Annotated in this window: 26 protein-coding genes; 10 read left to right on the top strand and 16 right to left on the bottom strand. The window is 40.5% G+C overall.

All coding sequences use genetic code 11. The annotated features are described in order from the left end of the window. Positions 1-5 precede the first annotated feature (5 nt). The 4 genes from IPJ09_08860 to IPJ09_08845 all read right to left on the bottom strand — a co-directional run bounded on the left by IPJ09_08860 (position 6) and on the right by IPJ09_08845 (position 4,874). Positions 6-728, bottom strand: a complete 723-nt coding sequence (locus IPJ09_08860) for an SAM-dependent methyltransferase (protein MBK7371539.1) — start codon at positions 726-728, stop codon at positions 6-8. A 7-nt stretch (positions 729-735) separates the two neighbouring features. Next, entirely contained in the window at positions 736-2,139 is a 1,404-nt protein-coding gene (lpdA, locus tag IPJ09_08855; GenBank protein MBK7371538.1) for a dihydrolipoyl dehydrogenase, read from the bottom strand. 3 nt (positions 2,140-2,142) lie between these two features. Continuing rightward, on the bottom strand, positions 2,143-3,564 hold the full coding sequence (locus IPJ09_08850) for a hypothetical protein (GenBank protein ID MBK7371537.1): 1,422 nt from the start codon (positions 3,562-3,564) through the stop codon (positions 2,143-2,145). 179 nt (positions 3,565-3,743) lie between these two features. Beyond that, positions 3,744-4,874, bottom strand: coding sequence for a hypothetical protein (locus IPJ09_08845; GenBank protein ID MBK7371536.1), 1,131 nt, complete (start codon positions 4,872-4,874; stop codon positions 3,744-3,746). Between the two features lie 179 nt (positions 4,875-5,053). Here IPJ09_08845 and IPJ09_08840 point away from each other — a divergent pair, with 179 nt between their 5' ends. Continuing rightward, complete coding sequence (locus IPJ09_08840) at positions 5,054-5,461, top strand: 6-carboxytetrahydropterin synthase (GenBank protein MBK7371535.1); 408 nt, start codon at positions 5,054-5,056, stop codon at positions 5,459-5,461. Between the two features lie 3 nt (positions 5,462-5,464). On the opposite strand, the gene IPJ09_08835 is transcribed toward IPJ09_08840, so the two are convergent. The 5 genes from IPJ09_08835 to IPJ09_08815 all read right to left on the bottom strand — a co-directional run bounded on the left by IPJ09_08835 (position 5,465) and on the right by IPJ09_08815 (position 10,538). Further along, the gene (locus IPJ09_08835; protein MBK7371534.1) at positions 5,465-6,133 is read right to left on the bottom strand and encodes a T9SS type A sorting domain-containing protein; all 669 of its coding nucleotides are present in this window, start codon (positions 6,131-6,133) and stop codon (positions 5,465-5,467) included. Positions 6,134-6,373: 240 nt separating this feature from the next. After that, on the bottom strand, positions 6,374-6,775 hold the full coding sequence (locus IPJ09_08830) for an Hsp20/alpha crystallin family protein (GenBank protein ID MBK7371533.1): 402 nt from the start codon (positions 6,773-6,775) through the stop codon (positions 6,374-6,376). A gap of 25 nt (positions 6,776-6,800) precedes the next feature. Further along, a complete protein-coding gene (locus IPJ09_08825; GenBank protein ID MBK7371532.1) occupies positions 6,801-7,232 on the bottom strand; it encodes an Hsp20/alpha crystallin family protein in 432 nt (143 codons plus the stop codon). Positions 7,233-7,455: 223 nt separating this feature from the next. Next, the gene (locus tag IPJ09_08820; GenBank protein ID MBK7371531.1) at positions 7,456-8,715 is read right to left on the bottom strand and encodes a LysM peptidoglycan-binding domain-containing protein; all 1,260 of its coding nucleotides are present in this window, start codon (positions 8,713-8,715) and stop codon (positions 7,456-7,458) included. A gap of 395 nt (positions 8,716-9,110) precedes the next feature. Continuing rightward, positions 9,111-10,538: a transglycosylase SLT domain-containing protein gene (locus IPJ09_08815; GenBank protein ID MBK7371530.1), complete on the bottom strand. Its 1,428-nt coding sequence runs from the start codon at positions 10,536-10,538 to the stop codon at positions 9,111-9,113. 435 nt (positions 10,539-10,973) lie between these two features. Here IPJ09_08815 and IPJ09_08810 point away from each other — a divergent pair, with 435 nt between their 5' ends. The 3 genes from IPJ09_08810 to IPJ09_08800 all read left to right on the top strand — a co-directional run bounded on the left by IPJ09_08810 (position 10,974) and on the right by IPJ09_08800 (position 14,441). After that, complete coding sequence (locus IPJ09_08810) at positions 10,974-12,098, top strand: hypothetical protein (protein ID MBK7371529.1); 1,125 nt, start codon at positions 10,974-10,976, stop codon at positions 12,096-12,098. Further along, positions 12,082-14,136: a methylmalonyl-CoA mutase gene (gene scpA / locus IPJ09_08805; GenBank protein ID MBK7371528.1), complete on the top strand. Its 2,055-nt coding sequence runs from the start codon at positions 12,082-12,084 to the stop codon at positions 14,134-14,136. Before IPJ09_08810 ends, scpA begins: the two co-directional genes overlap by 17 nt. Before the next feature lie 86 nt (positions 14,137-14,222). Continuing rightward, a complete protein-coding gene (locus IPJ09_08800) occupies positions 14,223-14,441 on the top strand; it encodes a hypothetical protein (GenBank protein ID MBK7371527.1) in 219 nt (72 codons plus the stop codon). On the opposite strand, the gene hemW is transcribed toward IPJ09_08800, so the two are convergent. After that, positions 14,438-15,595 (bottom strand): radical SAM family heme chaperone HemW, encoded by a 1,158-nt coding sequence (gene hemW, locus IPJ09_08795; GenBank protein ID MBK7371526.1) that lies wholly within the window; start codon positions 15,593-15,595, stop codon positions 14,438-14,440. The two genes, IPJ09_08800 and hemW, sit on opposite strands and share 4 nt — an antisense overlap. Positions 15,596-15,597: 2 nt before the next feature. Here hemW and IPJ09_08790 point away from each other — a divergent pair, with 2 nt between their 5' ends. Continuing rightward, complete coding sequence (locus tag IPJ09_08790) at positions 15,598-17,388, top strand: hypothetical protein (protein ID MBK7371525.1); 1,791 nt, start codon at positions 15,598-15,600, stop codon at positions 17,386-17,388. Here the strand turns inward: IPJ09_08790 and IPJ09_08785 are convergent. After that, complete coding sequence (locus IPJ09_08785) at positions 17,385-18,017, bottom strand: class I SAM-dependent methyltransferase (GenBank protein ID MBK7371524.1); 633 nt, start codon at positions 18,015-18,017, stop codon at positions 17,385-17,387. The genes IPJ09_08790 and IPJ09_08785 overlap by 4 nt on opposite strands. Further along, positions 18,004-18,894 (bottom strand): DMT family transporter, encoded by an 891-nt coding sequence (locus tag IPJ09_08780; GenBank protein ID MBK7371523.1) that lies wholly within the window; start codon positions 18,892-18,894, stop codon positions 18,004-18,006. Before IPJ09_08780 ends, IPJ09_08785 begins: the two co-directional genes overlap by 14 nt. 151 nt (positions 18,895-19,045) lie before the next feature. Here IPJ09_08780 and IPJ09_08775 point away from each other — a divergent pair, with 151 nt between their 5' ends. From IPJ09_08775 to IPJ09_08760, 4 genes are read left to right on the top strand one after another with little or no spacing between them, the layout of a single operon-like run. Continuing rightward, a complete protein-coding gene (locus IPJ09_08775; protein ID MBK7371522.1) occupies positions 19,046-19,510 on the top strand; it encodes a redoxin domain-containing protein in 465 nt (154 codons plus the stop codon). A gap of 19 nt (positions 19,511-19,529) precedes the next feature. Further along, positions 19,530-19,838, top strand: a complete 309-nt coding sequence (locus IPJ09_08770) for an ATP-dependent Clp protease adaptor ClpS (protein MBK7371521.1) — start codon at positions 19,530-19,532, stop codon at positions 19,836-19,838. A 3-nt stretch (positions 19,839-19,841) separates the two neighbouring features. Continuing rightward, the gene (locus tag IPJ09_08765; GenBank protein ID MBK7371520.1) at positions 19,842-20,564 is read left to right on the top strand and encodes a leucyl/phenylalanyl-tRNA--protein transferase; all 723 of its coding nucleotides are present in this window, start codon (positions 19,842-19,844) and stop codon (positions 20,562-20,564) included. After that, positions 20,561-21,322 carry an FkbM family methyltransferase gene (locus IPJ09_08760; protein ID MBK7371519.1) on the top strand — a complete coding sequence of 254 codons (762 nt, stop codon included), beginning with the start codon at positions 20,561-20,563 and terminating at the stop codon, positions 21,320-21,322. The genes IPJ09_08765 and IPJ09_08760 overlap by 4 nt, the downstream gene beginning before the upstream one ends. A 26-nt stretch (positions 21,323-21,348) precedes the next feature. Here the strand turns inward: IPJ09_08760 and IPJ09_08755 are convergent, their stop codons facing one another. Together IPJ09_08755 and IPJ09_08750 are read right to left on the bottom strand one after the other, a co-directional pair. Continuing rightward, positions 21,349-21,837 carry a hypothetical protein gene (locus IPJ09_08755; protein ID MBK7371518.1) on the bottom strand — a complete coding sequence of 163 codons (489 nt, stop codon included), beginning with the start codon at positions 21,835-21,837 and terminating at the stop codon, positions 21,349-21,351. Then, entirely contained in the window at positions 21,788-22,408 is a 621-nt protein-coding gene (locus IPJ09_08750; protein ID MBK7371517.1) for a 4'-phosphopantetheinyl transferase superfamily protein, read from the bottom strand. The genes IPJ09_08755 and IPJ09_08750 overlap by 50 nt, the downstream gene beginning before the upstream one ends. A gap of 52 nt (positions 22,409-22,460) precedes the next feature. On the opposite strand from IPJ09_08750, the gene IPJ09_08745 reads away from it, so the two are divergent. Beyond that, entirely contained in the window at positions 22,461-22,997 is a 537-nt protein-coding gene (locus tag IPJ09_08745; GenBank protein ID MBK7371516.1) for a dCTP deaminase, read from the top strand. On the opposite strand, the gene IPJ09_08740 is transcribed toward IPJ09_08745, so the two are convergent. Next, the gene (locus tag IPJ09_08740; protein MBK7371515.1) at positions 22,994-23,308 is read right to left on the bottom strand and encodes a rhodanese-like domain-containing protein; all 315 of its coding nucleotides are present in this window, start codon (positions 23,306-23,308) and stop codon (positions 22,994-22,996) included. The genes IPJ09_08745 and IPJ09_08740 overlap by 4 nt on opposite strands. Further along, on the bottom strand, positions 23,309-24,064 hold the full coding sequence (locus tag IPJ09_08735; protein ID MBK7371514.1) for a PASTA domain-containing protein: 756 nt from the start codon (positions 24,062-24,064) through the stop codon (positions 23,309-23,311). Between the last annotated feature and the right edge of the window lie 132 nt (positions 24,065-24,196).

The following is a 24,196-nucleotide window of genomic DNA, read 5'->3' as shown; positions in this document are numbered from 1 at the left end:
ATCTCTTATCCTAAGGCTGTTTGGTTGATGATAAAGATCGCCGGTCTCTTCTTTATATCACCGATGGAACGATGTCTCCAGGCTTTAATGGTGTCAGTATGAATGTATTCTTCCGGAGCAGTGAGGTCTATAGCCATACAAAGGAGTGTATCATCGCGAAGTGTACGCAACAGCGTGTCCAGGAGTGAGACATTCCTATAAGGTGTTTCAATAAAAATTTGCGAATACCCTGTTTTGATTGAGTCATTCTCTACTTGTTTTAGCCTCTTTATCAATTCTGCTTCTGCTTTGTTAGGCAGATAACCATGAAAAGTAAATCCCTGCCCGTTGAGCCCACTCGCCATCAAGGAAAGCAGAATGGAAGAGGGTCCGATCCACGGTATGACCTTTACCCCGAGCTTATGGGCCTGGGCTAGAAGCTTGCTACCCGGATCAGCGATGCCCGGGCAACCGGCTTCTGATATCAAGCCCACTGACGAGCCAGAATTAATAAATTTAAAAACTTCATCAAAGGATTGGGAAGGGGCATGCTTATCTATTTCTATAAAAGTGGATTGATCAATATCAAAATCAGAGATCACTGCTCTGAGAAATCGCCTGGTAGTCCTGATATTCTCCACCACAAAATATCTTAAAGAACTGAGCACTTCCAGGTCGCGAGGAAGTAATATGGTGGGGTTGGATTCGTGAAGCCAACTTGGAATTATATACAGTGAGCCCGAACTCATGGATCGATCAAAGATGTAAAGCTTTGCCTGACCAGGCAGCATAAGCAGCTTCCTTAATGGCTTCAGAGAAGGTAGGATGAGGGTGACAGATTCGGGCCATATCTTCGGCACTGCCTCGAAATTCCATCAAGGTGACTGCTTCCATAATCAGATCTGCTGCTCTGGGGCCGAGGATGTGTACACCAAGGACTTCGTCTGTGTTTTTGTCCGCAATTATTTTGACCTGACCGTCTAAGTCCATACTGGCCCGTGATCTGCCAAGTGCTTTGAATGGAAATTTTCCAATTTTGAATTCCCTGCCTTCTTCATTGAGCTTTTCTTCGGTTTTACCTACAGAGGCTAGTTCAGGCCAGGTGTATACTACGCCAGGTATCAGGTTGTAATCAATATGCGGCTTCTGGCCGGCTATAATCTCAGCGACTGCCAGACCTTCGTCTGAAGCTTTGTGTGCCAGCATTGGGCCTGTGATGACATCGCCTATGGCATAGATGTGCGGTGATTTTGTCCTGTAATGATCATCTACTTCGATCCTCCCTTTAGGATCCAGCGTGAGGCCTCCCCGTTCAGGATGTAATCCTTCTGTATAGGCTCTTCGGCCGATGGCGATCAGGCAATAATCAGCGGTCATTGACTTTAATTCGTCAGATTCATTTGATTTGTATTTTACGGTAACCGTTTTAGCTGTGGAGGTCACTGTCTGCACCGCGTGATTCAGGTGGAATTTTATGCCATTTTTCTCCAACACCTTTTGCAGTTCTTTGGAGCAGTCTCTATCCATGCCTGGGAGGATATGGTCCAGGTATTCAATGACATCTACTTGTGTCCCCAGCCTGGAGTACACTGAACCAAGCTCTAGCCCAATGACTCCGGCGCCGATGATCAACATAGACTTAGGAACTGACTGTATCTGCAGTGTCTCGGTACTGGTGATCACTCTTTTTTTGTCATAATTAAAGGCTGGAGGAGTGATTGGTTTGGACCCGGTGGCGATGATGATATTTTCTGCATTGACTTGTGATTTGGTGCCATCGGGGAGCGTGATTTCTACTGAATGAGGGTCTAGAAACGCAGCTGTCCCCGTGATCACCTCTATTTTATTTTTCTTCATCAGGTACTGAACTCCTTTGCAAGTTTGGTCCACTACCTCATTTTTTCTCCTGATCATCTGGGGCATGTCGATCTTAAGGTCTTTGACCTGAATACCGTGTATAGCAAACTGATGCGAGGCTTGATAGTAATGTTCACTGCTGTCGAGTAAAGCCTTTGAGGGAATACAACCTACATTAAGGCAAGTACCTCCAAGGGTGTTATACTTTTCTACCAGGATGACTTGCATACCTAGCTGGGCACATTTGATTGCAGCTACATATCCGCCTGGTCCTGATCCTATGATTAAAACCTGGGTTTTCATGTATTAATTATTTGAGGGTGGAGTATCCGGTCTTTGCGGTCTATCAGTGCCTGGAGGTCGGTCAGGTCGTGGTCTGTTTCTATTGTTACGGTTAGGTCTCTGAGGCTGAGATCCCTGGTCAGAACCCTGAGTACCTGGTCTGTCAGTTCTTTGATTCGATCTGGGATTGTTTTGATTAGGATTTCTCTGACCAGAAGACGGTCGACGATCAGCTTGGGGAGGCCGGTTGTCCTGAGATCCCTGGTTTCGAGGATTGGGGGAGGAAGGATTCTTCTGGTTTTGATTTCTACCTCGCCCTTTGTTTTTTCTTCTTTTTTCTTCAGGCAATTCAATTTCGCCAGTGACATCGACAAAGCCTGCATCCGCTTCCAGAGGGTTGGCTGTAGTGGGTCCACCCAGGGGAATCGTGATACCAAAATCAGCAGGTCTTTCACCACGGTCTGTCCTTTCTTTATGGTTTCTCACTTGCTCAGGAGTAAGTCCGAATATGGAAGATTCTCTGGATTTACCACTGGACTCCAACTCGTAATACATAATGCCTTTAAAAATATCCGTTTTCAGAAGGTTGGCGCGACCTAAGCCTGACATCAGGGTCTCTATCTCCATAGGAAACCTGTTGAGGGACTCCATATATACATCCAGTTCATAATTGAGGCAGCACTTGAGTCGACCACATTGACCGGAAAGCTTGGTTTGATTAATCGCCAGGTTTTGATACCTTGCTGCGGAAGTGACTACTGTCTTAAAATCTGAAAGCCAGGTCGAACAGCAAAGCTCTCTTCCGCAGGAACCAATACCTCCAATGCGAGCTGACTCCTGCCTGGCGCCAATCTGCCTCATTTCGATTTTAATATGAAATTCTTTGGCGTAAAGTTTTACTAACTCACGAAAATCTATTCTTCTGTCGGCGGTATAAAAAAAGGTTGCTTTTCGAAGGTCAGCCTGATATTCTACATCACCTAACTTCATGTCCAATCCAAGACTTCGGGCGATGACCCTACCTTTGACCAGGGTCATTTTTTCCATATCTCTGGCTTGGGTCATATGATCCAAATCGCGGTCAGAAGCTTGTCGTACAACTTTGAAAAGTATTCTATCCTCGGTGACTCCTTTCTTTTTCATCTGTAACCTTACCAGGTCACCAGAGAGTGTGATCTTGCCAACATCCTGACCGGCAGCAGTCTCTACCACCACCCAATCACCGGTGCTATAATCAATTAGAGAATCTTTTTTGAAAAATTCCTTCCTGGAGCCATTTTTGAAGCTGACTTCTACCCAGGGATAGGGTGCAGGATCATCAATATCCAATACGGATATCCAATCATAGGTGTTCATCCTATTGCAGCCTCCTGTCGAACAACCTCCATTACTTTTACAACCAGCAGCTTTGCCGTCTGCGCCGGTCGAACATCCTACACATGCCATTGAACAAAGGTACAATTTTATATCATTGAATATAACTACTTATAACTGGTTTATTTAGAAGTAGATAACCTTGGTGAGCCGGGACACCCGGATATCTGCTGATCATTCAGGACATAGCATATTTGCCTCGGAAAACGATCAATCGGAATGAGCCAGCCATCAGTGGAAACTCCAACTTTCTAAATCAATCTGAACTGATGGACTTTTTGTTTAGAAAATAATTGGTGAATATTCAGCGACAGCGCACTGAATAATATTTTGGGATTGGCATTTCGCTCTATATATACAATGTGATCGTTAAATAACTCGGACATCAAGCGAATATCTTCAATCTCTAATTGTGTGGACAGTCCTTTGATGCCTTTCCATTCATCTGGATTGAACCCGGATATTTCCTGGCCGGTCACTTTGTACCTCAGTATTTGATCTAAAAAATTTAATCCATATTTGAGAAATTGGCGATGAGTGTCCCTGCCTTCGGTGGCAAAGTCTTCGCACCAGGAGATTAGCTCATTGGCTTTGTTTTTAAAACAGAGCCGCAACCAGCGTATCATTTGTTCGCTATGGGGGTTGGTTTGATCGCTACCCATGCGGATAGCTTCATACATATTACCTTCAGCAGTTCTGGCGATATTGGTGATCAACAGATCGTCTTTAAGGCCAAATTTTGATAGGGTGACCTTGATATTTTCATCTGTAAAACGAGGAATAGCCAAGGTTTGGCATCTTGATACGATGGTGGCTATCAAAGATTGTACACTTTCGGTAATCAATAATATAAGACTGTTGGCCGGAGGCTCTTCGATGAGTTTCAATAAGATATTCCCTTGTGTTCCAAGGTATTCGGGTAGCCAGATCAATAATATCCTGTACTTCCCTTCGTAGATAGTCAGCGATAGTTTTTTGACCATGATCCGACATTCATCTGCTGAGATATTGAGGAGTTTGTTTTCTTTCGCAATGATCTCTTGCCAATGTGGGGCAGTCAAATATGGATTTTCCAATACAGCTCTGCGCCAGTCAGGCATGCATTCATCACACTTATTGTCTTTGCCTGACAAAGGGAAAAAATAATGGATATCAGGATGTATGAGTTTGAAGGTCTTTAGACAGGCCAGGCATTCTCCGCAAGCTTGCCCATCTTGGGGGTTCTCGCACATGAGGTAGGACGAGAAAGCCAGGGCTAAAGCCAATTTGGCCGAACCTTCTGGCCCATGGATCAATAAAGCATGGGGCAACCGATCTTGCTGCACAAAAGCGACTAGTCTTTTTTTCTCCGTTTCCATTCCTGGAATGTCTGAAAACTTCATAAGCAGGATTTGACTGAACTGGGTACATGCAAATATAACTAAGATCGGGGCAGCCAGCTAAGCTGTTAAAACATTACAAATTCAAGAATTACCATTTCCTGGGAAACTGCCATTTTTAAAAATTTAATTGAATAAAATCATTTACTCCGCGTAAAGTTTAGGAACTTTGACCTTCCATAATGAAAGTAGCAGTTTTTAGAAGAGGTCATTTTAATGCCGCACATCGATTGTATAATCCACACTGGGATGCCGAGCGCAATGACAGGGTATTTGGTATCTGTGCCAATCCCAATTTTCATGGGCATAATTACGAAGTAGAAGTAAAGGTGGTCGGGGAAGTAGACCCGGATACGGGTTTTGTGATAAATTTGTTTGACTTAAAGGCTATCATCGGTCGTGAAATCGAAGATAGATTTGATCATAAAAACTTAAATCTAGACTGCCCAGAATTTAAAGCCTTGTTGCCTTCCGCAGAAAATGTATGTTATGTTATTTGGAGTATATTAAAATCTGTGCTGGATGCCAAATATGACATTACAGTTAGATTGTATGAGACACCCAGAAATTATGTGGAATATCCTGCTTAAGGATTATTTCTTCTTCAGGACGACTGTTTTGACTATTTCTTGCTGAAGATTTAATAGCCTTACCATATAGATGCCGGAGGGTACATCGTCGATATAATAGCGTTTATTTTTATAGGCATAATAGACTTTGGCTTTGTCGCCAGTGATATTATACAATTCTATTTTACCCAGCACTACCGGTGAAGTCACCATAAAATATTCCTGTGCGGGATTAGGGTAGAGCTGAATCGCATCTTTTTCAACATCGCTCTTTAAAGGAGTCGTCTGATTGAAAAAATAAGCGCCTGAAACAAAATTGTCCGGACTGCCGACTTGCTCGATACGCAAAGTGACTTTGGCAGAGCCAGATATCCCCATTGGATAAACATGTATATCCATATTGCTGATTTCACCCGGAGCCAGGACCAGTTTCATAGTATCGATGGTGGGGATGTAACAAAAGTTTTTGTCACATACTGCACTAGACCAACCTTGAGTGATATTCTCTATTTTGCGAGACCATTTTACGATTAAGGTATCCTTTGAATTATTTTTTAAAGAAGCTTTACCAGCCACATCCAGATCATTGGACTTGACCACCATGCTGACAGGATTGGGCTCGAGTGTCAGCATCGTCTGAGCATTGACTGACATCGAAACAAAGAAAAATGATATAATAAAGATGTACTTCAATTGGTAGCTGGTTGATTACATATTATACAAATTTATAACGGTAATGTTAATTAAGCGTATTTACTGTGTTAAATGTTTACATATTTATTATTCATATGAATTAATTAACAATAGTTAAATAATGGATTGCATCGGTTCGCAATGTTTATTTTATAACGCATCAAAATAGCAAATGAATCGTTTGGAAATAATAAAGGGTCAGAAAATTTCTGACCCTTAATATTTTGTATGATCCCTCCGTTAGGCTACTTCGATGTTTTTGACAGTAGGGATGGCTTCGGCCTTTTTAGGGATAAATATTTTTAAAATACCCTGATCATAATTGGCTTCAATAGCGTCAGCCTCTACCGAAGCAGGCAGGTAAAAACTTCTGTTGAAAGAATCTAGCGTATATTCTTTTCGCCAAACTTTATCGCTTTCTACTGTTTCATTTGCTTTTTGTTTCTCAGCAGAAATCGTCAATTGTTTGTTTTTGACTTCAATTTTGAAATCTGATTTGGCCATTCCAGGGCTTACGACTTCGAGAAAAAAGCCGTTTTCTTTTTCCAGAATATTGACTGAAGGAGAATAACTCTGTTCAGTGTCACTCACCCGATTATTAAATTTGGTGGTGAAAAATGGATTATAAGTGATTAAGTTCATAGTTAAATATGTTTTAAAAATGTGATTAAAGAATGTTGATTGTCTTTGGGCTATCCTGAGCACCTTCTTTCTTTGGTAAAGTGATTGTTAGCACACCATTAGCATAGGCAGCCTTGATGCTTTCTTTATTGACATCCTGGCTTATTTTAAAGTTTCTGGTAAAATGGTGATAGCTAAACTCTGACTTCAACTTTTTGTTGGAGTTTTCGGTCTTAGGTTTGTCGACGGTGACTTTCAGGATATTTTGATCGACAGATAGATTAAAGTCTGGCTTTTCCAATCCAGGGGCTGCTAAAGAAATGATGTAGCTTTCCGGGGACTCTTCAATATTGGCCAAAGGGCGTGTCCAGGACCAGCCAAAATCTTTGGTATTATCTACTTGTACTGATTTGATAAAATCCTCTACAACTTGTTCAAGTTCGGGATTCCAAAATGGGAATTTAAAATGTTTATTCATTTTGTGATTTGATTTAATTGTTTAGACTTTCATTAAATCAAATCGCGTTCCAAGTGAAAATGCAAGTCATAATGGCAGCAAATGGTCAAAATGGACGACAATATGGCAGGTTAATTGGTGTTTTACGACCAAAAATGACATAAAAAAAGCTTTCACTGGGGGTGAAAGCTTATCAGGTTGGTTTTAAATACTCTCGTCTTGGGAAAGTATAATTTGTATATTTTTATTTGGTTTTCAACTGTTGGCCAATTTTGATGGTGTCTAGTTCAAGTTGGTTTAAAGACTTTAAGGTAGCTACTGTGGTGTTGAATTTTTTGGCTATGCTGAATAAGGTATCTTTTTCCTGTACAGTATAATAAGCATCGTTTTCATTGATTGAGGTGAGGGTTTGTTCTAACGGAGTACGAACTGACTGAATGATTTTGTTTTCATTGTTTTCTTTTGGTACTACGGGGAGATTTTGTTCTGGAGTAGTAGTAGCCATCATCTGTGGTTGATTCGTGCTGGCCATTTGTAGGTTTGGAGCATATTTTGATCTACGTGAAAGATATATCTTGGAGCCAACAGATGGTTGACTCCCCGATTTTATACGATTTCTACGATAAAGATATTTAGCCTGGATGCCATAGAGTTGGGATATAGACTCGATAGTTTCACCCTTGGATACAAGGTGATATTCTTTTTGTGTAGAACTTTTCTTTTTCTTTTTTTCCAGAAATACATACATAGGCGTGCCGATGGCTGCATTTTCATCTGTCAATATTTCATTGTATTTCATGACCAATTCAACCGGAAGGTTAAAATCCATAGCAATCTCTGCAGGGCTAGCCTGATGATCTACAAATACACTCTTTAACCCATTGACTTTGGTAAAAGGTGATTTTTCTTTATCCATGAAAAAGCCGGGAGGAGCATCAGGAGTAGGTTGGCTGGCATTCTTATCATAGACATATAATCGATAATCTTGAATGATACTGATCAACCGTTTTGCATACAAAGGATGAGTGGCATAACCTGCTTTTTGCAATCCTTCTGCCCATCCTTTATAGTCGTCACTAGGTAACAAAAACAATGAAGCATACCTATTGGTCATTCTGCCTTCCCCGGTAATAAAATTGCTATGGGCCATAAAACTCTCCATCGGATCACTATATGCCCGGAAACATGATTGGATATGATTGCCATGTTTGTCATAGTCGTCATCTTTGAGATAATAAGTGCCTCCAGTCCATCGGTCACCACATTTGATACCAAAATGGTTGTTGGCTTTGATAGCAAGTAAACTGGAACCGGCTTGTGATTCCAGGATAGCCTGAGCAAGTTTGATACTCGCTGGTATCTGGGTACGATGCATTTCCTGTATGGCCAGATATTTATATTGTTCGATATAAGATATCATACGGACATTTTCAGCAGGCTCTGCGTGCAAGGCATAAGAGTACATAAGTAGGATCAACACGATTTTTGTCATTCTCAGAATCATTACAATTGTTTTTTTCAGGTTTCGTGATAAAATTTCATATAAATAAATTAGTTAATGGGTAGAATGCCAAACTTGTGCCAATGTCTGTTAATCGATTGATAACAATCGTCAAATAAGATGCTAACTAATTGATTTACTGTAAGTAGTAAAAGGCTTCAAACATATTAAATTATTTGTTAATATGTTGTAAATGGCTTAATGCGTGGGGTAAACGTACATCCGTAAGCTAGCTTACGAGTTAAACTAAGCTTAGCTTACATGAGAGCTTAGACCGTCATAAGTATAATAAATACGTGATCATTTAATAAAATTAACCCTGGCAAGAAATTACTTTGCAATGCCTTCGTCAATCCGTAGGATAAAAAATTAAATCCTAACGATTTTTTTTAAATAATCTATTTGCTGATCGGGATGACGATGGTCGCAGCAGGATTGGTGTTTCTAATCATACCGGCCTGCATATCCTCCAGTGACAGGTTGGGGTTTTTGCGAATAACATCCTGAAAACTTTCTCCTCTGCGCAATCTATAATGATCTCTTAAATCAAGATTTTGAAACTCATTGGTCTTTACATTCACCTTATTATAAAAAGCAGGAAATGCTTTTTGCAATGCATTTAATTTCTGGATTTTAGAAGGAATTTTAGTGATGGCTACCTTGTTGCGCTTCACAAATTTCCTGGAGATATTATTTACGGAGATATGGTTTTCGTTCTTGATATAATGTATCACCATGGGTTGGTCTGGATTGATATCATCTGAACTCATGGAATTCCAATGTCTGATATTGTACTTGTCCACCTTAAACATATCAGCGATGTCTTTGAGTTTTTCACCAGGCTGAGCGTCATATAATACATGATCGTAAAAGACCTGGTCCATCAAACTGCTATCTATAAGCTCCCGCTGAGGATCTTCAGTCTTTGAATGATCAGGTTTCTCTACATTGTTCAGATATTGATCCATTTTATTAGCTACTCTTGAAGGTAATAACAAGGTGTAACCTATAGAATTGGTTGGTATTACATCTTTTCTAAATGAAGTGTTTAAAAATTTGACATCACTGATGGACAACCCTGTAATAGCTGATATTTTTTCAAAAGTTAGTTCATCATAAATCTTAAACGGCCTGTTAATCTGAAAGTCCAACCTTGGGGTCTCCGGGGAAATGTAGTACTCTGAATAATACTTCATCATATAAGCAGCAGCTAGAAAAGCCGGCACATAATTTCTTGTCTCTTTTGGCAGATAATTCCGCATTTGCCAAAAATTTCTGGAACCGGAGATGGCAATCGCTTGATTGACTCTGCCCGGTCCACTGTTATAAGCGGCTATGGCCAGTGCCCAATCATTGTATCGGCCATACAAGCTCGAAAGATATTCCAATGCAGCATCGGTAGCTCTATATGGATCATCTCTTTCATCCACATATTTGTCTATGACTAACCTATTGTCTTTGGCAGTACCAGGCATAAACTGCCACAATCCCTGTGCACCAACGCGGCTGCGCGCGTCCGTGCGTAAAGCAGACTCTATGATGCTTATAAATTTGACATCATTAGGCATCCCTTTTTCTTCAATTTTCTTTTCGAAGATTGGGAAATAGATAGAAGTACGACCTAATAAAATCTGTGTCCACTGTGGTCTGGAAGTAAGATAAACTCTTAAATATCCTTTTACTTCAGCCGTGAACTTAGGCTCTAATAAATTGGTGACAGACATGATACGATTCTCTAATTCTTCATCGCTGATGTCTACAAACAGATCGTTATAAATTTTTTCAACAATATTATTTTCCACTGATGGAGTAGGGGCCGCTGACATGAAAGAAAACGAGCTAAATAAATAGATTGCAGAAAATAAAATGGCTAGTCTAATGTTGCTTAATTGCATTTGGAACTTTAATTGTCTAAAAAATCTGATGCTAAGAAACTAAAATTAATTTAGATTTCTTCTTTTCCTTCCAACAATAACATATAAATATTTTAATTTAATTGTCTGTAGAATGAGCACAAAGGTAACCATAAATGATCCCGAGGCTTTTAAAGAAAGCTTAAAAAGTCCAAACGATAAGCTAACAGTGATTGACAACAGAGTCAACCTGTTGTAAGCATATCAAAATCAAATGTTTAAGTCAATACTAAATTCTACATTTGGCCTGTAAAAATGGGTTTAAGTCAAAATATAAAATCGATTATACTGTTTTTAATGGTGTTGATGGAGGTATTGTCCTCGACCTATTGGCAAAATACCCTATCCATGAATGCATGTCGATGGCTGCATTTTGTCAGTGCCATTGGTGTAGTGATATTATTATTTTCAAAGACCGTGTACTATGGTAAAGGATTGACTCAATATCACTGGGTATCATTTATTTTATTATTGATTTTATGTGCCTGGAGTATACCAAAGCTGAATCATCTCTATTTGCTAAACTCACTTGATTTCACCCATGCAGATATGTTGCCGGTCATCAAGATAATGTGTCAGCGATGGATATCAGCATCTGGAGTATACACCTTGATCCCGGAGATCTGGGGGGGAGTGATGCCGGTGTATCTGCCTGCTATGTGGATACCATTTGTACCTGCTATCCTCTTTGATTTTGATTTGAGATGGATTACTTATGGGATGCTTCTGATATCTATATTGGTCATGCTCTTGAGTCATAGAACTTTCTTGGGCACACTGATGACTTTTATTTTGATCGGCCTTTGGTTTGATTATGTACTGAATGTGCGCAATGAAACCCTTGTCCTGGCTGAGGAGGGCGTGGTATATGCCTATTATATTGGTTTGGTGATCAGCCTCTATAAAAAAAATGTAATGGCTACCGGTATTTTGGTCGCACTATGCATGTTGAGTAGATATGGTATAGCTTTTTATAGTATTGCACTCCTCTTATATTATTTGAAGTGGGATGATAAAAGCAAACTTGTTAAATATGCCGTCTCAGCGACGACTACAGTGGTATTGTTGATAACGGTCACCGGGGCATGGGGTAATCTTAGTAGTTTTATAAACCTATCTGGAAATTATCTAAGTGCTATTTCAACCAATCCAAATAAATACCTGACTGTAATGGAAGAAGGGTTAGGATTTTCATCTATGGCAGGCGTAGATCATTATACACAAGTCTATTGGCTGCAAATCATACTTTTGGTACTCGTAGCGGTCGTGATGATATTGACTTTAAAGAAAAACAACCAATGGTATAAACTTGCCTGGCTGAAACTAACGCTTGTCGTATTTTATAATTTCATAGTGATCCCTTACCCTTATCTTATCTATACTTCAGTTTGGGTGTCTATAGGCATTCTGTACTTTTATGTGGATCATACCCCGGATAATTCATTAAATTTAACCAATGCATCGACCCATTAAATTTGCATCCATTCCGTTACGATCAGATTTGTTTATCCCAGAGCTATCCTCGAGAGAGCATGTCGTGGAATATGGCGGATTTGAGCCATTCACCAATGGCCCCTATGCCACTATGTACCTGGCCAGACCATGGACTATCAGACAATATGCAGGATTCTCTACAGCAGAAGAGAGTAATCAGTTTTATAAAGAGAATCTTGCTGCAGGACAAAAAGGGTTGAGTGTTGCATTTGACCTGGCGACTCACAGAGGTTATGATTCAGATCATGTCAGAGTCAGTGGTGATGTAGGTAAAGCCGGTGTGGCCATTGACTCCGTAGAGGATATGAAAATTCTCTTCAACAATATTCCGCTGGATAATATATCAGTGTCCATGACGATGAATGGAGCAGTCATTCCGATTCTTGCATTTTTTATCGTAGCAGCTGATGAGCAAGGTGTCTCAAAAGAAAAATTGAGTGGCACGATTCAAAATGATATTCTCAAAGAGTTTTTAGTCCGCAATACTTATATCTATCCTCCCGTAGGATCCATGCGACTGGTGACCGATATTTTTCGGTATGCCAATGATTATATGCCAAAATTTAATACCATCAGTGTAAGTGGATACCATATGCTTGAAGCAGGCGCTCCACCTGAGCTTGAATTGGCATTTACGTTGGCAGACGGTTATGAATATTTGATGTATGGCAAAAAAGCAGCTCTCGAAATCGATGAGTTTGCACCGCAGTTTTCATTTTTTTTCGGGATAGGGATGGATTATTGGTTAGAAGTGGCCAAGCTAAGGGCAGCCAGAGTGTTGTGGTCCCGGCTGGTCACCAACGCTGGAGGAAAAATGGAGAGATCTAAATTATTGAGAACCCATTGCCAGACATCTGGATGGTCCCTGACCCAGAGAGATATTGATAATAATGTCACTCGCACGACTATCGAAGCATTGGCAGCTATAGGTGGTCTCACGCAGTCACTGCATACCAATTCCATGGATGAAGCTATTGCGCTACCCACAGTCGAAACTGCCGAAGTAGCACGCAATACACAACTTTATCTACAACGAAAGTCTGGACTTACACAATGGGCTGATATCATGAGTGGGAGTCAATATGTGGAGCAAATAACAAATGAATTACTGGAAAAGAGTCAGAAAATTATAGAAGAAGTACTAGATCAAGGTGGAATGACCAAAGCTATACTAACAGGGTATGCTAAAAACAAAATTGAATCTGCGGCTGCGGTAAGACAAGCAAGGATAGATGCAGGCGACGAAAAAATAATTGGAGTCAATTTTTTAAATCAGGAAAATGAATTTTGGCCTGAGACCTTAAGTGTATCTCATGAGAAGGTATTGTCCACCCAGTTAAAGCGACTTCAAGAAATCAAATCTGCCCGTAATGAAAAAGCAGTACAAAAAGCACTAAAAAAGATTACTCAAGCCTGTGCCAGAGAAGGTCAAAATATTTTGGAGTGCGCTATCGAAGCTGCAAGGATGCGGGCTACATTGGGAGAAATATCCAAAGCTATTGAAAATCATTTTGGCAGATATCGTGCTCCGGTATCAGGCGTAAGTAAAATATATGGCACGAACAGCATGAAAAATAAATACTTTAAGAAGGCAATGACTGCAGTCCTGGCATTTGAACAAAAAAATGGTCGCCGACCGAGGATCCTGGTTGCTAAAATAGGGCAAGATGGGCATGATCGTGGTGCCAAAATCATTGCATCCGGATTTGCTGATATTGGCTTTGATGTGGACATCGGCCCTTTGTTTCAAACCCCTGAGGAGACTGCCAGACAAGCTGTCGAAAACGATGTCCATTTCATTGGCATCTCTACCCTGGCGGGAGCCCATCTAAGCCTCATCCCGGAACTGATTCTTAAACTGAAAGAATATCGCCGGCAAGATATACTGGTGATTGCTGGAGGTATTATTCCTCCACAAGATCATCAGGTTTTATTTGATAAGGGAGTCATCGCTTTATTTGGGCCTGGTACCAATTTGGCTGAGGCAGCTTGTAAGATCTTAGCTTTGATGACTTAAATGAACAGGTCAGCACTAATCTTGTCCGCTATAAAAACACCCATTCTTGTCAGCGAATAAAACGCTGACTTTTCACTGATGAATCCTTGCTCGAGCCACCTTGGAATCAAACCAACGAAGTGAGGCTTGAATTGCTCTTGAATTTTTTGAAACGATATCCCTTCTTAGATATACTGGTGATTGCTGGAGGTATTATTCCTCCACAAGATCATCAGGTTTTATTTGATAAGGGAGTCATCGCTATATTTGGGCCTGGTACCAATTTGGCTGAGGCAGCTTGTAAGATCTTAGCTTTGATGACTTAAATGAACAGGTCAGCACTAATCTTGTCCGCTATAAAAACACCCATTCTTGTCAGCGAATAAAACGCTGACTTTTTGGTAATGAAGCCTTGCTCTAGCCACTTTGAAATCAAACTTACGAAGTGAGGCTTGAATTGTTCATCAATTTTTTGAAATGATATCCCTTCTTTGGTTCGGATGCTGGTCATGATATATTCATTGTATCTCATAGAATCATTGAGTGTCTCCTGTTCAAAATATGGACGACCCTCCCGGATATTTTGAATATAGGTTGCATTATTGGCTACATTCCAGTGTCGGGAATTGCCATCATAGGAGTGGGCCGAAGGCCCTAGCCCGAGGTAGTGATCACCGTGCCAATAGCTACTGTTGTGCCTGGATCTAAATCCGTGCAAGGAATAATTAGAAATCTCGTATTGTTCAAATCCATATTGAGGACTTAGGTCCATGAGGTGATTTAGCTGGGAGATCGTCTCTTCATCATCAGGCGCCGGCGCGAGATTCATTTTAATTTTATGGGCGAGGGCGGTCCTTGGCTCAATGGTGAGTGCATAACAAGATAGGTGCTGCACTTTTAATTCAAAAACTTTCGCGAGGTTTTTCTGCCAGGTCTGTATAGTAGAGTGGGGCACCCCATAGATCAAATCTACACTGATATTGCCAAAACCAGCATCCTGGCTATACAGAACTGCTTCAATGGATTGACTAGGAGTGTGCGCCCGATGCATATAGGTCATATCTTCAGGTATAAAAGATTGTATGCCGATGCTCAATCTATTGATACCGATCTCATAGAGTTCTTTGAGATAAGCTGGATGAAGGTCATCAGGATTGGACTCAAAAGTGATTTCTACTCCCGGGTCGATAGGGTGGTGTTTTGCTATTCGATCGAGTATTTGTCTGATTTCGAAATCAGTCAGTAGCGATGGCGTCCCGCCGCCAAAATAGATGGTTTGGATCAAGGCTCCATTTAAGTAGTTTGATTTAAGCGTTATTTCTTCGAGAAGGGCATCAAGCAATACACCTTTTAGCTTCATATTGGTAGAAAAATGAAAATTGCAATAGACACATGCTTGTTTGCAAAAAGGAATATGAATGTAGATGCCTGCCATGCTATTTGGCAACAAAATAGCTGCTTCCTTGTAATTTAGCACCATCTATGCCGATCAAATGGAAATGCTTTTCTTTATTTTATTTTATTTCCTTTGTTGCTCTCTCGCAGAATCAGCCGATAGCATTGGTATACTTTGACAGCATCGGCAAGCAAACTCCCCCTCCCAATCTACCAATCCATATTGGAACTCTGCTGAGTCCTGAGACCCTCCATAACAATGCCACTCGATGGTTAGACACTTTACACGAGGATGGTTACCTGGAGGCTCATTTGTTGGATATCAATACTCCTGACAGTGCAGCCGCTTTTTTATTTCACTTAGGCCCAAGATACACCTGGACTACTATCAACCTGAATGATCTGAAGGGCTACCAATCTTTATTTGCAGAATTGTATAAAAAGTATAATCATAAAACTACCTGGACCTTTATGGAATGCCGGGAAACTATGAATAATATCATCGAAGCTTTGGATCAAAAAGGTTATCCATTTGCCCAAATATATATCGATAGCATACGGACTTCTCAGGGTACTTTGAATGGAAAATTTAAACTGATCACCGGTCCTGTAGTAATGATAGACACAGTCACCTGGGATGATGATATCAAACTATCGCCACACTTGATATTCAATGCGATCCAGCTTGTACCCGGAAAATTGTTTAGCAAACAAAAATTATTGGCTTATTCTAATGCACTGGCAGAGTATCCATTTTTGGAATCATATGCGCTTCCATTGGTCACTTACCACAGGGATAAAGCCAGAATAAGGCTTTATATCAAAGAAAAAAAACTAAACCATCTTGACGCATTACTCGGGTTCTTACCTGCATCCGGTTCCGGCGGTGGATTGAAAATCAATGGTACGCTCAATGCTCTTTTTCTGAATCAATTTAGACAGGGAGAGTCCTTCAGGATAAATTTCCAAAGTCTTCAGAATAATAGTCAAAGTCTAAAAATAGATCTTGGCATACCTTATTTATTGAATTTGCCATTTGGTACTACTGCCAGTTTTAATCTGTACAAAAGAGATTCATTATTTCTGGATGTCAGTGCAGAAGTAGGTGCTAGTTGGCATATTGGATCAGGCGGCGATTTCAAGATCAATGTGGGCACTTATACTTCATCTTTGCTTAAACCTGATCTGGAAAAAATCATGGCTACCCGGACCTTGCCTTCGGCACTTGATATTCGCAATAATTACCTCGGTTCCAATTTCCAATGGAGGAAACTTGATGTTGTAAGAAATCCCCGAAGAGGCATAGTATTACGGGGAAATATCACTGGTGCTGCAAGAACCGTAGTCCGCAATCCCGCCATCACTGCATTAAGGGACCCGGCAGATAGCCTGTTTTCATTCTCCAGCCTTTACAGTCCATTCAATAAAAATGGATATTCAATCAATTGGGGTGTTGACTTAGAAAGTTATAGACCCATTGGCAATTTCAGTACATGGTATAGTGCTGTAAAATCTGGCTTTAAATCAGCCTCACCTGGCTTAAAGCAAAATGAATTATTTCGTTTGGGAGGATTTAACATACTTAGGGGATTTGATGAAGAATCGATTTATGCCAAAGATTATTTATTATGGGTCAATGAATGGAGATTGCACACAGGAGAATGGTCATATATCTACGCACATTCTGATTTGGCAAGACTTCACAAAATGTTGGCTGAAGATTTTGTCAACGTTACACAATGGGGTATCGGGGCAGGCATTGTCGTCAATACCTCACTGGGATTATTATCCGTCTCGACTTCCGTCGGCAAGGTTTTTCCAGGAAGCTTTGACTTAAGGGCAGTCAAGCTCCATATAGGGTATATCAATTATTTTTAAAGCTTTTTGATTAGAGTGATTCCATCACGGATAGGTAAAATGAAACTTTTCACTCTCGGATCATGATGTACATGGCGGTTAAATGCATGGATGGCTTGGGTCTCTTTGTCCATATGCTCTGAAAGGACATTACCATACCATAATACATTATCTATCAATATAATGCCACCGGGAGACATTTTTGTGACGACTTTCTCATATAGCACTTCGTAGATTTGTTTGTTGGCATCGATGAAGACCAGGTCGTATTGGTCAATCAATTGATCCAGGGTGTCTATCGCATCCCCTATAATTAAATTTAGTTGATTCGATTTTTCTGCTATCGCAAAGTATTTCCTGATGATAGATTCATACTCTTCATTGACTTCAAGGCAAGTTATAATGCCATCTGATTGCAAACCTTGAGCAAGGCATAGCGCAGAGTAACCGGTAAAAGTGCCTATCTCCAGAATGTGTTTTGGTTGAATCCATTCACTGATTTGGATCAGCCATCTTCCCATGACGGGTCCACAGGACATAAATGGATTGACGGTAGTAAGTCCGGTCTCACGATCCAATTGATCAAGATATACTGGCATCGAATAACTATGGGTATCGCTGTAATTATACAGGCGTTCATGAAATAGCATGGGCTAATCTTTTTTGAATGATGGGGTAAGAAAATACAGATAATATGATCAAAGTAGCTCCTACATAAAAACCAGGAGCTAAAGTTTTGTTTTCTCCTAACATAAGTGCAGCGAGGACCATTCCATATACCGGTTCAAGATTGATCACCAGGTTGAGCGCAAATGCAGATATGGATTTGAGTGCATATAAGGACATAGCATGCCCTAGAGTGGTACACACAAATCCCAGTATCAATAGGTACACCCAATCGGTACTTGCTGGCCACCACTCCCAGGCTCCTACCAATGGTATACTGATGATAAGGATCAAACTGAGGGTCAGAAATGCACTCCACATTTCGATCCATGATAATTGCCAAATAGTGATATTTCGGATGTATTTTTTATTTAAAGTTGAAAAAATCGCTGCTAAAAAGGCACTGGACAATCCTGCCAATACTCCCGGATATCGTGAGACCTCCAGGCTTTGCACGACCATCGCCATACCAGGTACTATCAGGAGGGCAATTCCAATATCGAGTTTTCTAAAAGTCTTTCTCAAAAGTATAGGCTCGATAAAACTGACAAATAAACAAGTGGTAGCCATACATACCAGGCACACCGAGGCGCCAGCCAATTTGACAGATAAGAAAAATAAGACCCAATGAATTGAGATAATACTACCTATTCCGATGAATCGCAGGAGTTGTAATCTGGATATCGTCCTTAAAAAGTGGAAGTCTCTTAGAAAAAAAGTAAGTCCAATGCCTGCAATCATCACTCTCCACCACACCAGGATCATGGCAGGAAGTGTGATCACAGCACCCAGTATAGCTGTGAAACCAAACAATATGACTGCAAGATGGATGGATATATAAGCTTTAAATTCTTCTTTCATTTCGGATTAGTAGCTGTATCTAAAGGATTAAATATATTATTTTTTAGATCGATGCTGACAAAATAGAGTTCCTTAGAAGGGCATTTATTAATAGTTAAAAGCACTTGGAATGCTATATAATTCTTTAATTTTGTGGATATTTTTGTAATTGATGAATATAGGTCAGGTTGCTCCTCATTTTTCTCTTTTTGATACCAATAGATCATTGGTCAATCTTTCAGACAAAATTGGACAAAAAATTATCTTATTTTTTTTCCCTGCTGCCTGGACCAGTGTATGCTCCAAGGAGATGTGTTCTGTAGGCGACGATTTGTCCTTTTATCAAAAACTGGGAGCTGAAGTGATTGGCATCTCTGTAGATTCTCCTTTTGCGCTCAAACGATTTAAAGAAGATAAAGACTTGCAGTATACCTTGTTGAGTGATTTTAACAAAGGCGTGATCAGAGCATATGATGTATACCGGGAGGATTTTGTTTGTGATATGCACGGAGTTGCAGAACGGGCCGTTATTGTAATTGGCAGTAATGGAACGATCCAATACCGTGAAGTGTTGGAGAATGCAGGCCACCTACCGGATTTTGAGGCGCTTAAGCGAGCTTTAGAAACCATTGATTAATCCTACAATTTAAATTATAATGAATACCTATACTAAATATCATGAGGATGAAGAAGTCTTAGTCGATGATCTGAATCTCGATTATGGTGATCCTTCAGCTTTGATCGTCTACAATGATGATGTAAATACATTTGATTGGGTCATAGAATGTCTAATGGATATCTGCGGGCATTCATTTGAGCAATCAGAGCAGTTGTCATTAATCATTCATTTTAAAGGCAAGGCTACAGTAAAGACTGCTCCACTAGACTCGCTCAAGCCGTTGAAAGACGCCTTGGTCGACAGAGGTCTGTCGGCAGTAATAGAAGGAGTAAAGCAGACCAATTGATGAATGCCACCTCTTCTTATCCAGCATGATGGATATCCGGTCGATTTCGGTTCATACAATTTAGAATACGATCATGAAGAAGGCCTGGTAGCCGTTGGAGCCAATTTTTATCCTGAAACTTTAATCAGCGCTTATACTTCTGGGTTGTTTCCATGGTTTATTCAGGACAAGCTGCCTTATTGGTTTTGTCCAGATCCCCGAATGGTTCTCTTTGTAGATCAGCTTAAGATATCTAAAAGTATGCGTAATGTATTCAATAAAAATATTTTTCAATACTCTTGTGATACTGAATTTGAGCAGGTGATCTCTCAGTGCGCCTCCATTGAAAGAAAAGGACAGCAGGCTACATGGATTGATGCGCATTTTAAGTCTGCCTATTTAGAGCTGCACCGTCTTGGCTACGCACATACTTTTGAAGTGTGGTCTGACCGCCAACTGGTGGGTGGACTATATGGCGTCGGTATAGGCAAAGTTTTCTTTGGGGAATCCATGTTTGCCAAAAAAGACAATGCTTCAAAAGCTGCGTTTATTCAAGGTGTTAAATTTTTAAATGCCAACGGATTTGAGATCATCGATTGCCAGGTCTATTCGGATCACCTCTCGAGCCTTGGGGCTCAAAATGTTGATAGAAAATATTTTTTAGCAATTTTAAAAGAGCATGTATTACCCTCTGTTTTGGATGGTAAAAACTGGAAAGCACTATTCACTAAACTTATCACACATTGAGCTGGGCTGAACGATATGGATTATGGAGGTCGTGGTTGATGTACTACGGCAAACCATTTAACCAAAGGCGGCTCAAAGGTTTTTATTCCGGCTTCATTGGCAAAGGTGATCTGGTATTCGACATTGGTGCCCATTTAGGTAATCGATCCGAAGCCTGGTTAGCTCTTGGAGCTCGGGTCATCGCTGCAGAGCCACAACCGATTTGTGTGCAGTATCTGCAAAAACGATTTTTATCCAATGAGCATTTTTATTTACTCAAGGCCGTGGTTGGCGCAGAAGCTGGCACTACCATATTTAATATTAGCGCCAGGAGCCCAACGATCTCTACAGCCCGACAACTTGATTGGCAATATAGTATCAACCAATACTCCTGGAAGCCATCCACCTGGGACAAACAGCTGCAGGTACAGGTAGTCACTTTGGATATGATGATCCAAGATTATGGGATGCCTTCATTCTGCAAGATTGATACAGAAGGGTTTGAATGGGAAGTTATCCAGGGGTTGAATCATGCCATTGAGACCATCTCTTTAGAATATCTTGCCTTTGATCTGGAAAGAATCATACGTTGTTTGAAAAAACTAAACACATTAGGTAGCTATCACTGCAATTTTTCCCCGGGAGAAAGCCAGCGTTGGATGTATAGCCAGTGGGTGCCTGTCAATGAGTTTACGAACATACTGGAGCATTCGCCCTTCCCTCATCGATTTGGTGATATCTATTTAACCATGAATAAAAATATCATTGAGTCATCCTGAAACCGGAATTGCGGTCAGATTTTGTTTTAATTGATCTCAATAGATACCGGCATACGCAAGGGAGAATAATAGATTAAAAACCAGGATGATCCATTGTATGCATACCTTCTCTCCAATCGCATCGGACTCAACTTATGAAAGATGGTCTCCTTAATTAATAATGAATCGTATACATCAAAGTGCCTGGTAAACAGGGTGTCCTGGTCATTAAATGGTTTATGCCATACCCAATTATCTTGCTCCCAGTGATAGGTGTCGTTATACACCACAGGATCAGATTGTTCAGGTTCTCCGGCTAATGGAAATCTGATATGGACAAGTTGATAATTAGTGTCCTCATGAAAAGCCTGATAAAACTCATCAAAATGGTTGACGGTGGGTATGGACTCAATGATTGGTGGTTGCTGGCCCTTTTGATTTTGGCAAGATAAAATGATTGTCAATAGAAAAAAGCAGTACAGAATATTATACGACCGTACCGTAGACAAGGTGATACTCTTCAGCTGGTTTTTCATATTTCAATAGAAATTTAACTAGTATTTGACTTCTGCTCAATTGCCCATTAAACGAAGCCTGCCCTTTTAATAGTGCGTTAAGGTCTACGGTGAGGTCATGTTTAAAATCAAGTCCGCCCAACCCATAGGCTTTATACATAGCCTCTTTGGCACACCATACCTGGTATAATAAGCTTTGATTTTTGGGACCTTTGATCAAGCTTAGTTTTTCAGGGCTTAAAAACTTGTGAGCGATCCGATGAATACGAGGTAGATCTTTTTCTACATCTATACCACAGGGTTTGGTGGCCACCATGACAGCAGCGATATCGCTGGTATGGCTGATAGATATATACCTTTGGTCTCCAACCAGCACTGGCTTTTTGTTAGCATCTTTCTTTATAATGGGGCTGTCTAGTAATTGATATAATAGGTATCTTGCAGCCAGCCACTCCAGGTTTTTTGCTTCTATTTTGAATGGAAGAGAATGTAGCTCCGACGGAAGATGGTCTATAAAAAATGAAATTGGCTCGAGAATTTTCCACACCGTTACAGTCTGATTTAAGTCTTGAAAGTGAAATATCTGAGGCATATTTTCGTAAAAATAAAGTTTGTCCTAATTTTGGGCACTTTTTTCACAATATATGATATTATCTGACCACAAAATACTAGAGGCTATTGAGCTCAAATTGATTGTCATCGAACCCTTTCGTAAAGAATGCCTGGGTACTAATAGTTATGATGTGCATCTTGGTAAATATTTATCCATTTATGATTCGCATGAGTTGGATGCCAAAAAACACAATAAAGTAATTGAATCAGAGATAGGACCAGATGGATTTTTGATGCAACCCGGGGTAATCTACCTGGGTGTAACTGAGGAATACACGGAGACGCACCATGCTGTACCTTTTCTGGAAGGAAAGTCAAGCATAGGTCGCCTTGGCATTGATATCCACGCCACCGCGGGTAAAGGGGATGTAGGTTTTTGTAACTATTGGACTTTGGAGCTTTCCTGCGTGCAGCCTGTACGTATATATGCAGGTATGCCGATCGGTCAACTAATCTATTTTGCGGTTGACGGTGAGATTTTAAGGTCCTATAACACCAAAACCGATGCAAAATACACTACCCGAAGCCCTAAGCCACTCGAGTCAATGATGTGGAAGAATAAATTTTAGGGTCTTGACTGTCCAAAAGAAGCCTCCCAATCCATGATTCCACCCAACAGGTTTCTCACTTGCGTATACCCGGATTGCTGAAGTATTTGTTTGGCCATGGCGCTGCGGTTACCAGATCGGCAATAAACCACGATTTCTTTGTTTTTGTCGACCGAAATAGTGTCTAATTGACTCATTAATTCGCCCAGTGGAATGAGCCTGCCACCAAGGTTAAACTCATCGTATTCGTAGAGCTCTCTGACATCAAGAAGCACAAAATCTTCTTTGTCCTCCATTTTTGATTTTAATTCGCTTACAGATATATCCATAATTTAGTCTGGACAAGATACCGGTTTTTTATTATTGAGAAATATTCTAATAGTGTCGCCACTTTTCATTTTACTGTCCTGGTCAAAAATCGGCTCCTGATGGATGATGTAGCTGGCATTGATGTCATCGATCACATCTTCTTCGATCTGTTCTATGATCAAGCCCATGCTGGAAAGCAAAAACTGGGCGGCGTCATAAGTCATACATACCACATTGGGCACCGGTATGTCTGCACCTGTATCTGTAGAAAGAATAAAATCAAGGGTGGCCCCTCTTGGTAGTTTGTACTCTTGCCTATTGATTTTAGAACTAAGGATGGTATCCCCCTGGTAGATCACCATCATGATATAATTGACCGGACCTGCATCGTAGACATATCCTGCGATATTGCTTTTGATATCAAATCCTCGTTGCAATTCTGATTTTTTTACTTCAAAACTTTGCCCATACAGCTTAGGAAGAGAAGACACCGGGACAAGATCAGCACCATGCTTTGTCACCACCAGGTATACTTTTCGGTCTTCTTTGACGAAAGATCCGGCTATAGGCGTTTGTTGTAATATCATAGAGCCAGGCTGGTCCACTTTAAACAACGAATCCACTTTTACCAATACAAAATCGTGTTTGGAGGCCATCTGAGCAGCTTCCTCCATACTTTTGCCCACAAAGTCAGGTAGGGTGATGCTTTGCCCATGCCTGGTGTAACATTTGAGCCACCAGGAGGTGATCATCAATAATGTCAACAAAAATAAAATCATGGCAAAAATATTCCGCCATAAAAAAGGATCTTTATAAATAGGAAGTTTTTTATCCACGCGCCAGTGATTCTATAAAAGAAGGCAAAATTACCCAAGTAATAGCTATTCTGTAGTACAATTATTGCAAATCTT

The sequence above is a fragment of the Saprospiraceae bacterium genome, from assembly GCA_016709995.1.
Taxonomy (GTDB): domain Bacteria; phylum Bacteroidota; class Bacteroidia; order Chitinophagales; family Saprospiraceae; genus JADJLQ01.
The sequence above is the reverse complement of the archived record's forward strand: the minus strand, read 5'-3'. Positions and strand labels throughout refer to the sequence as shown.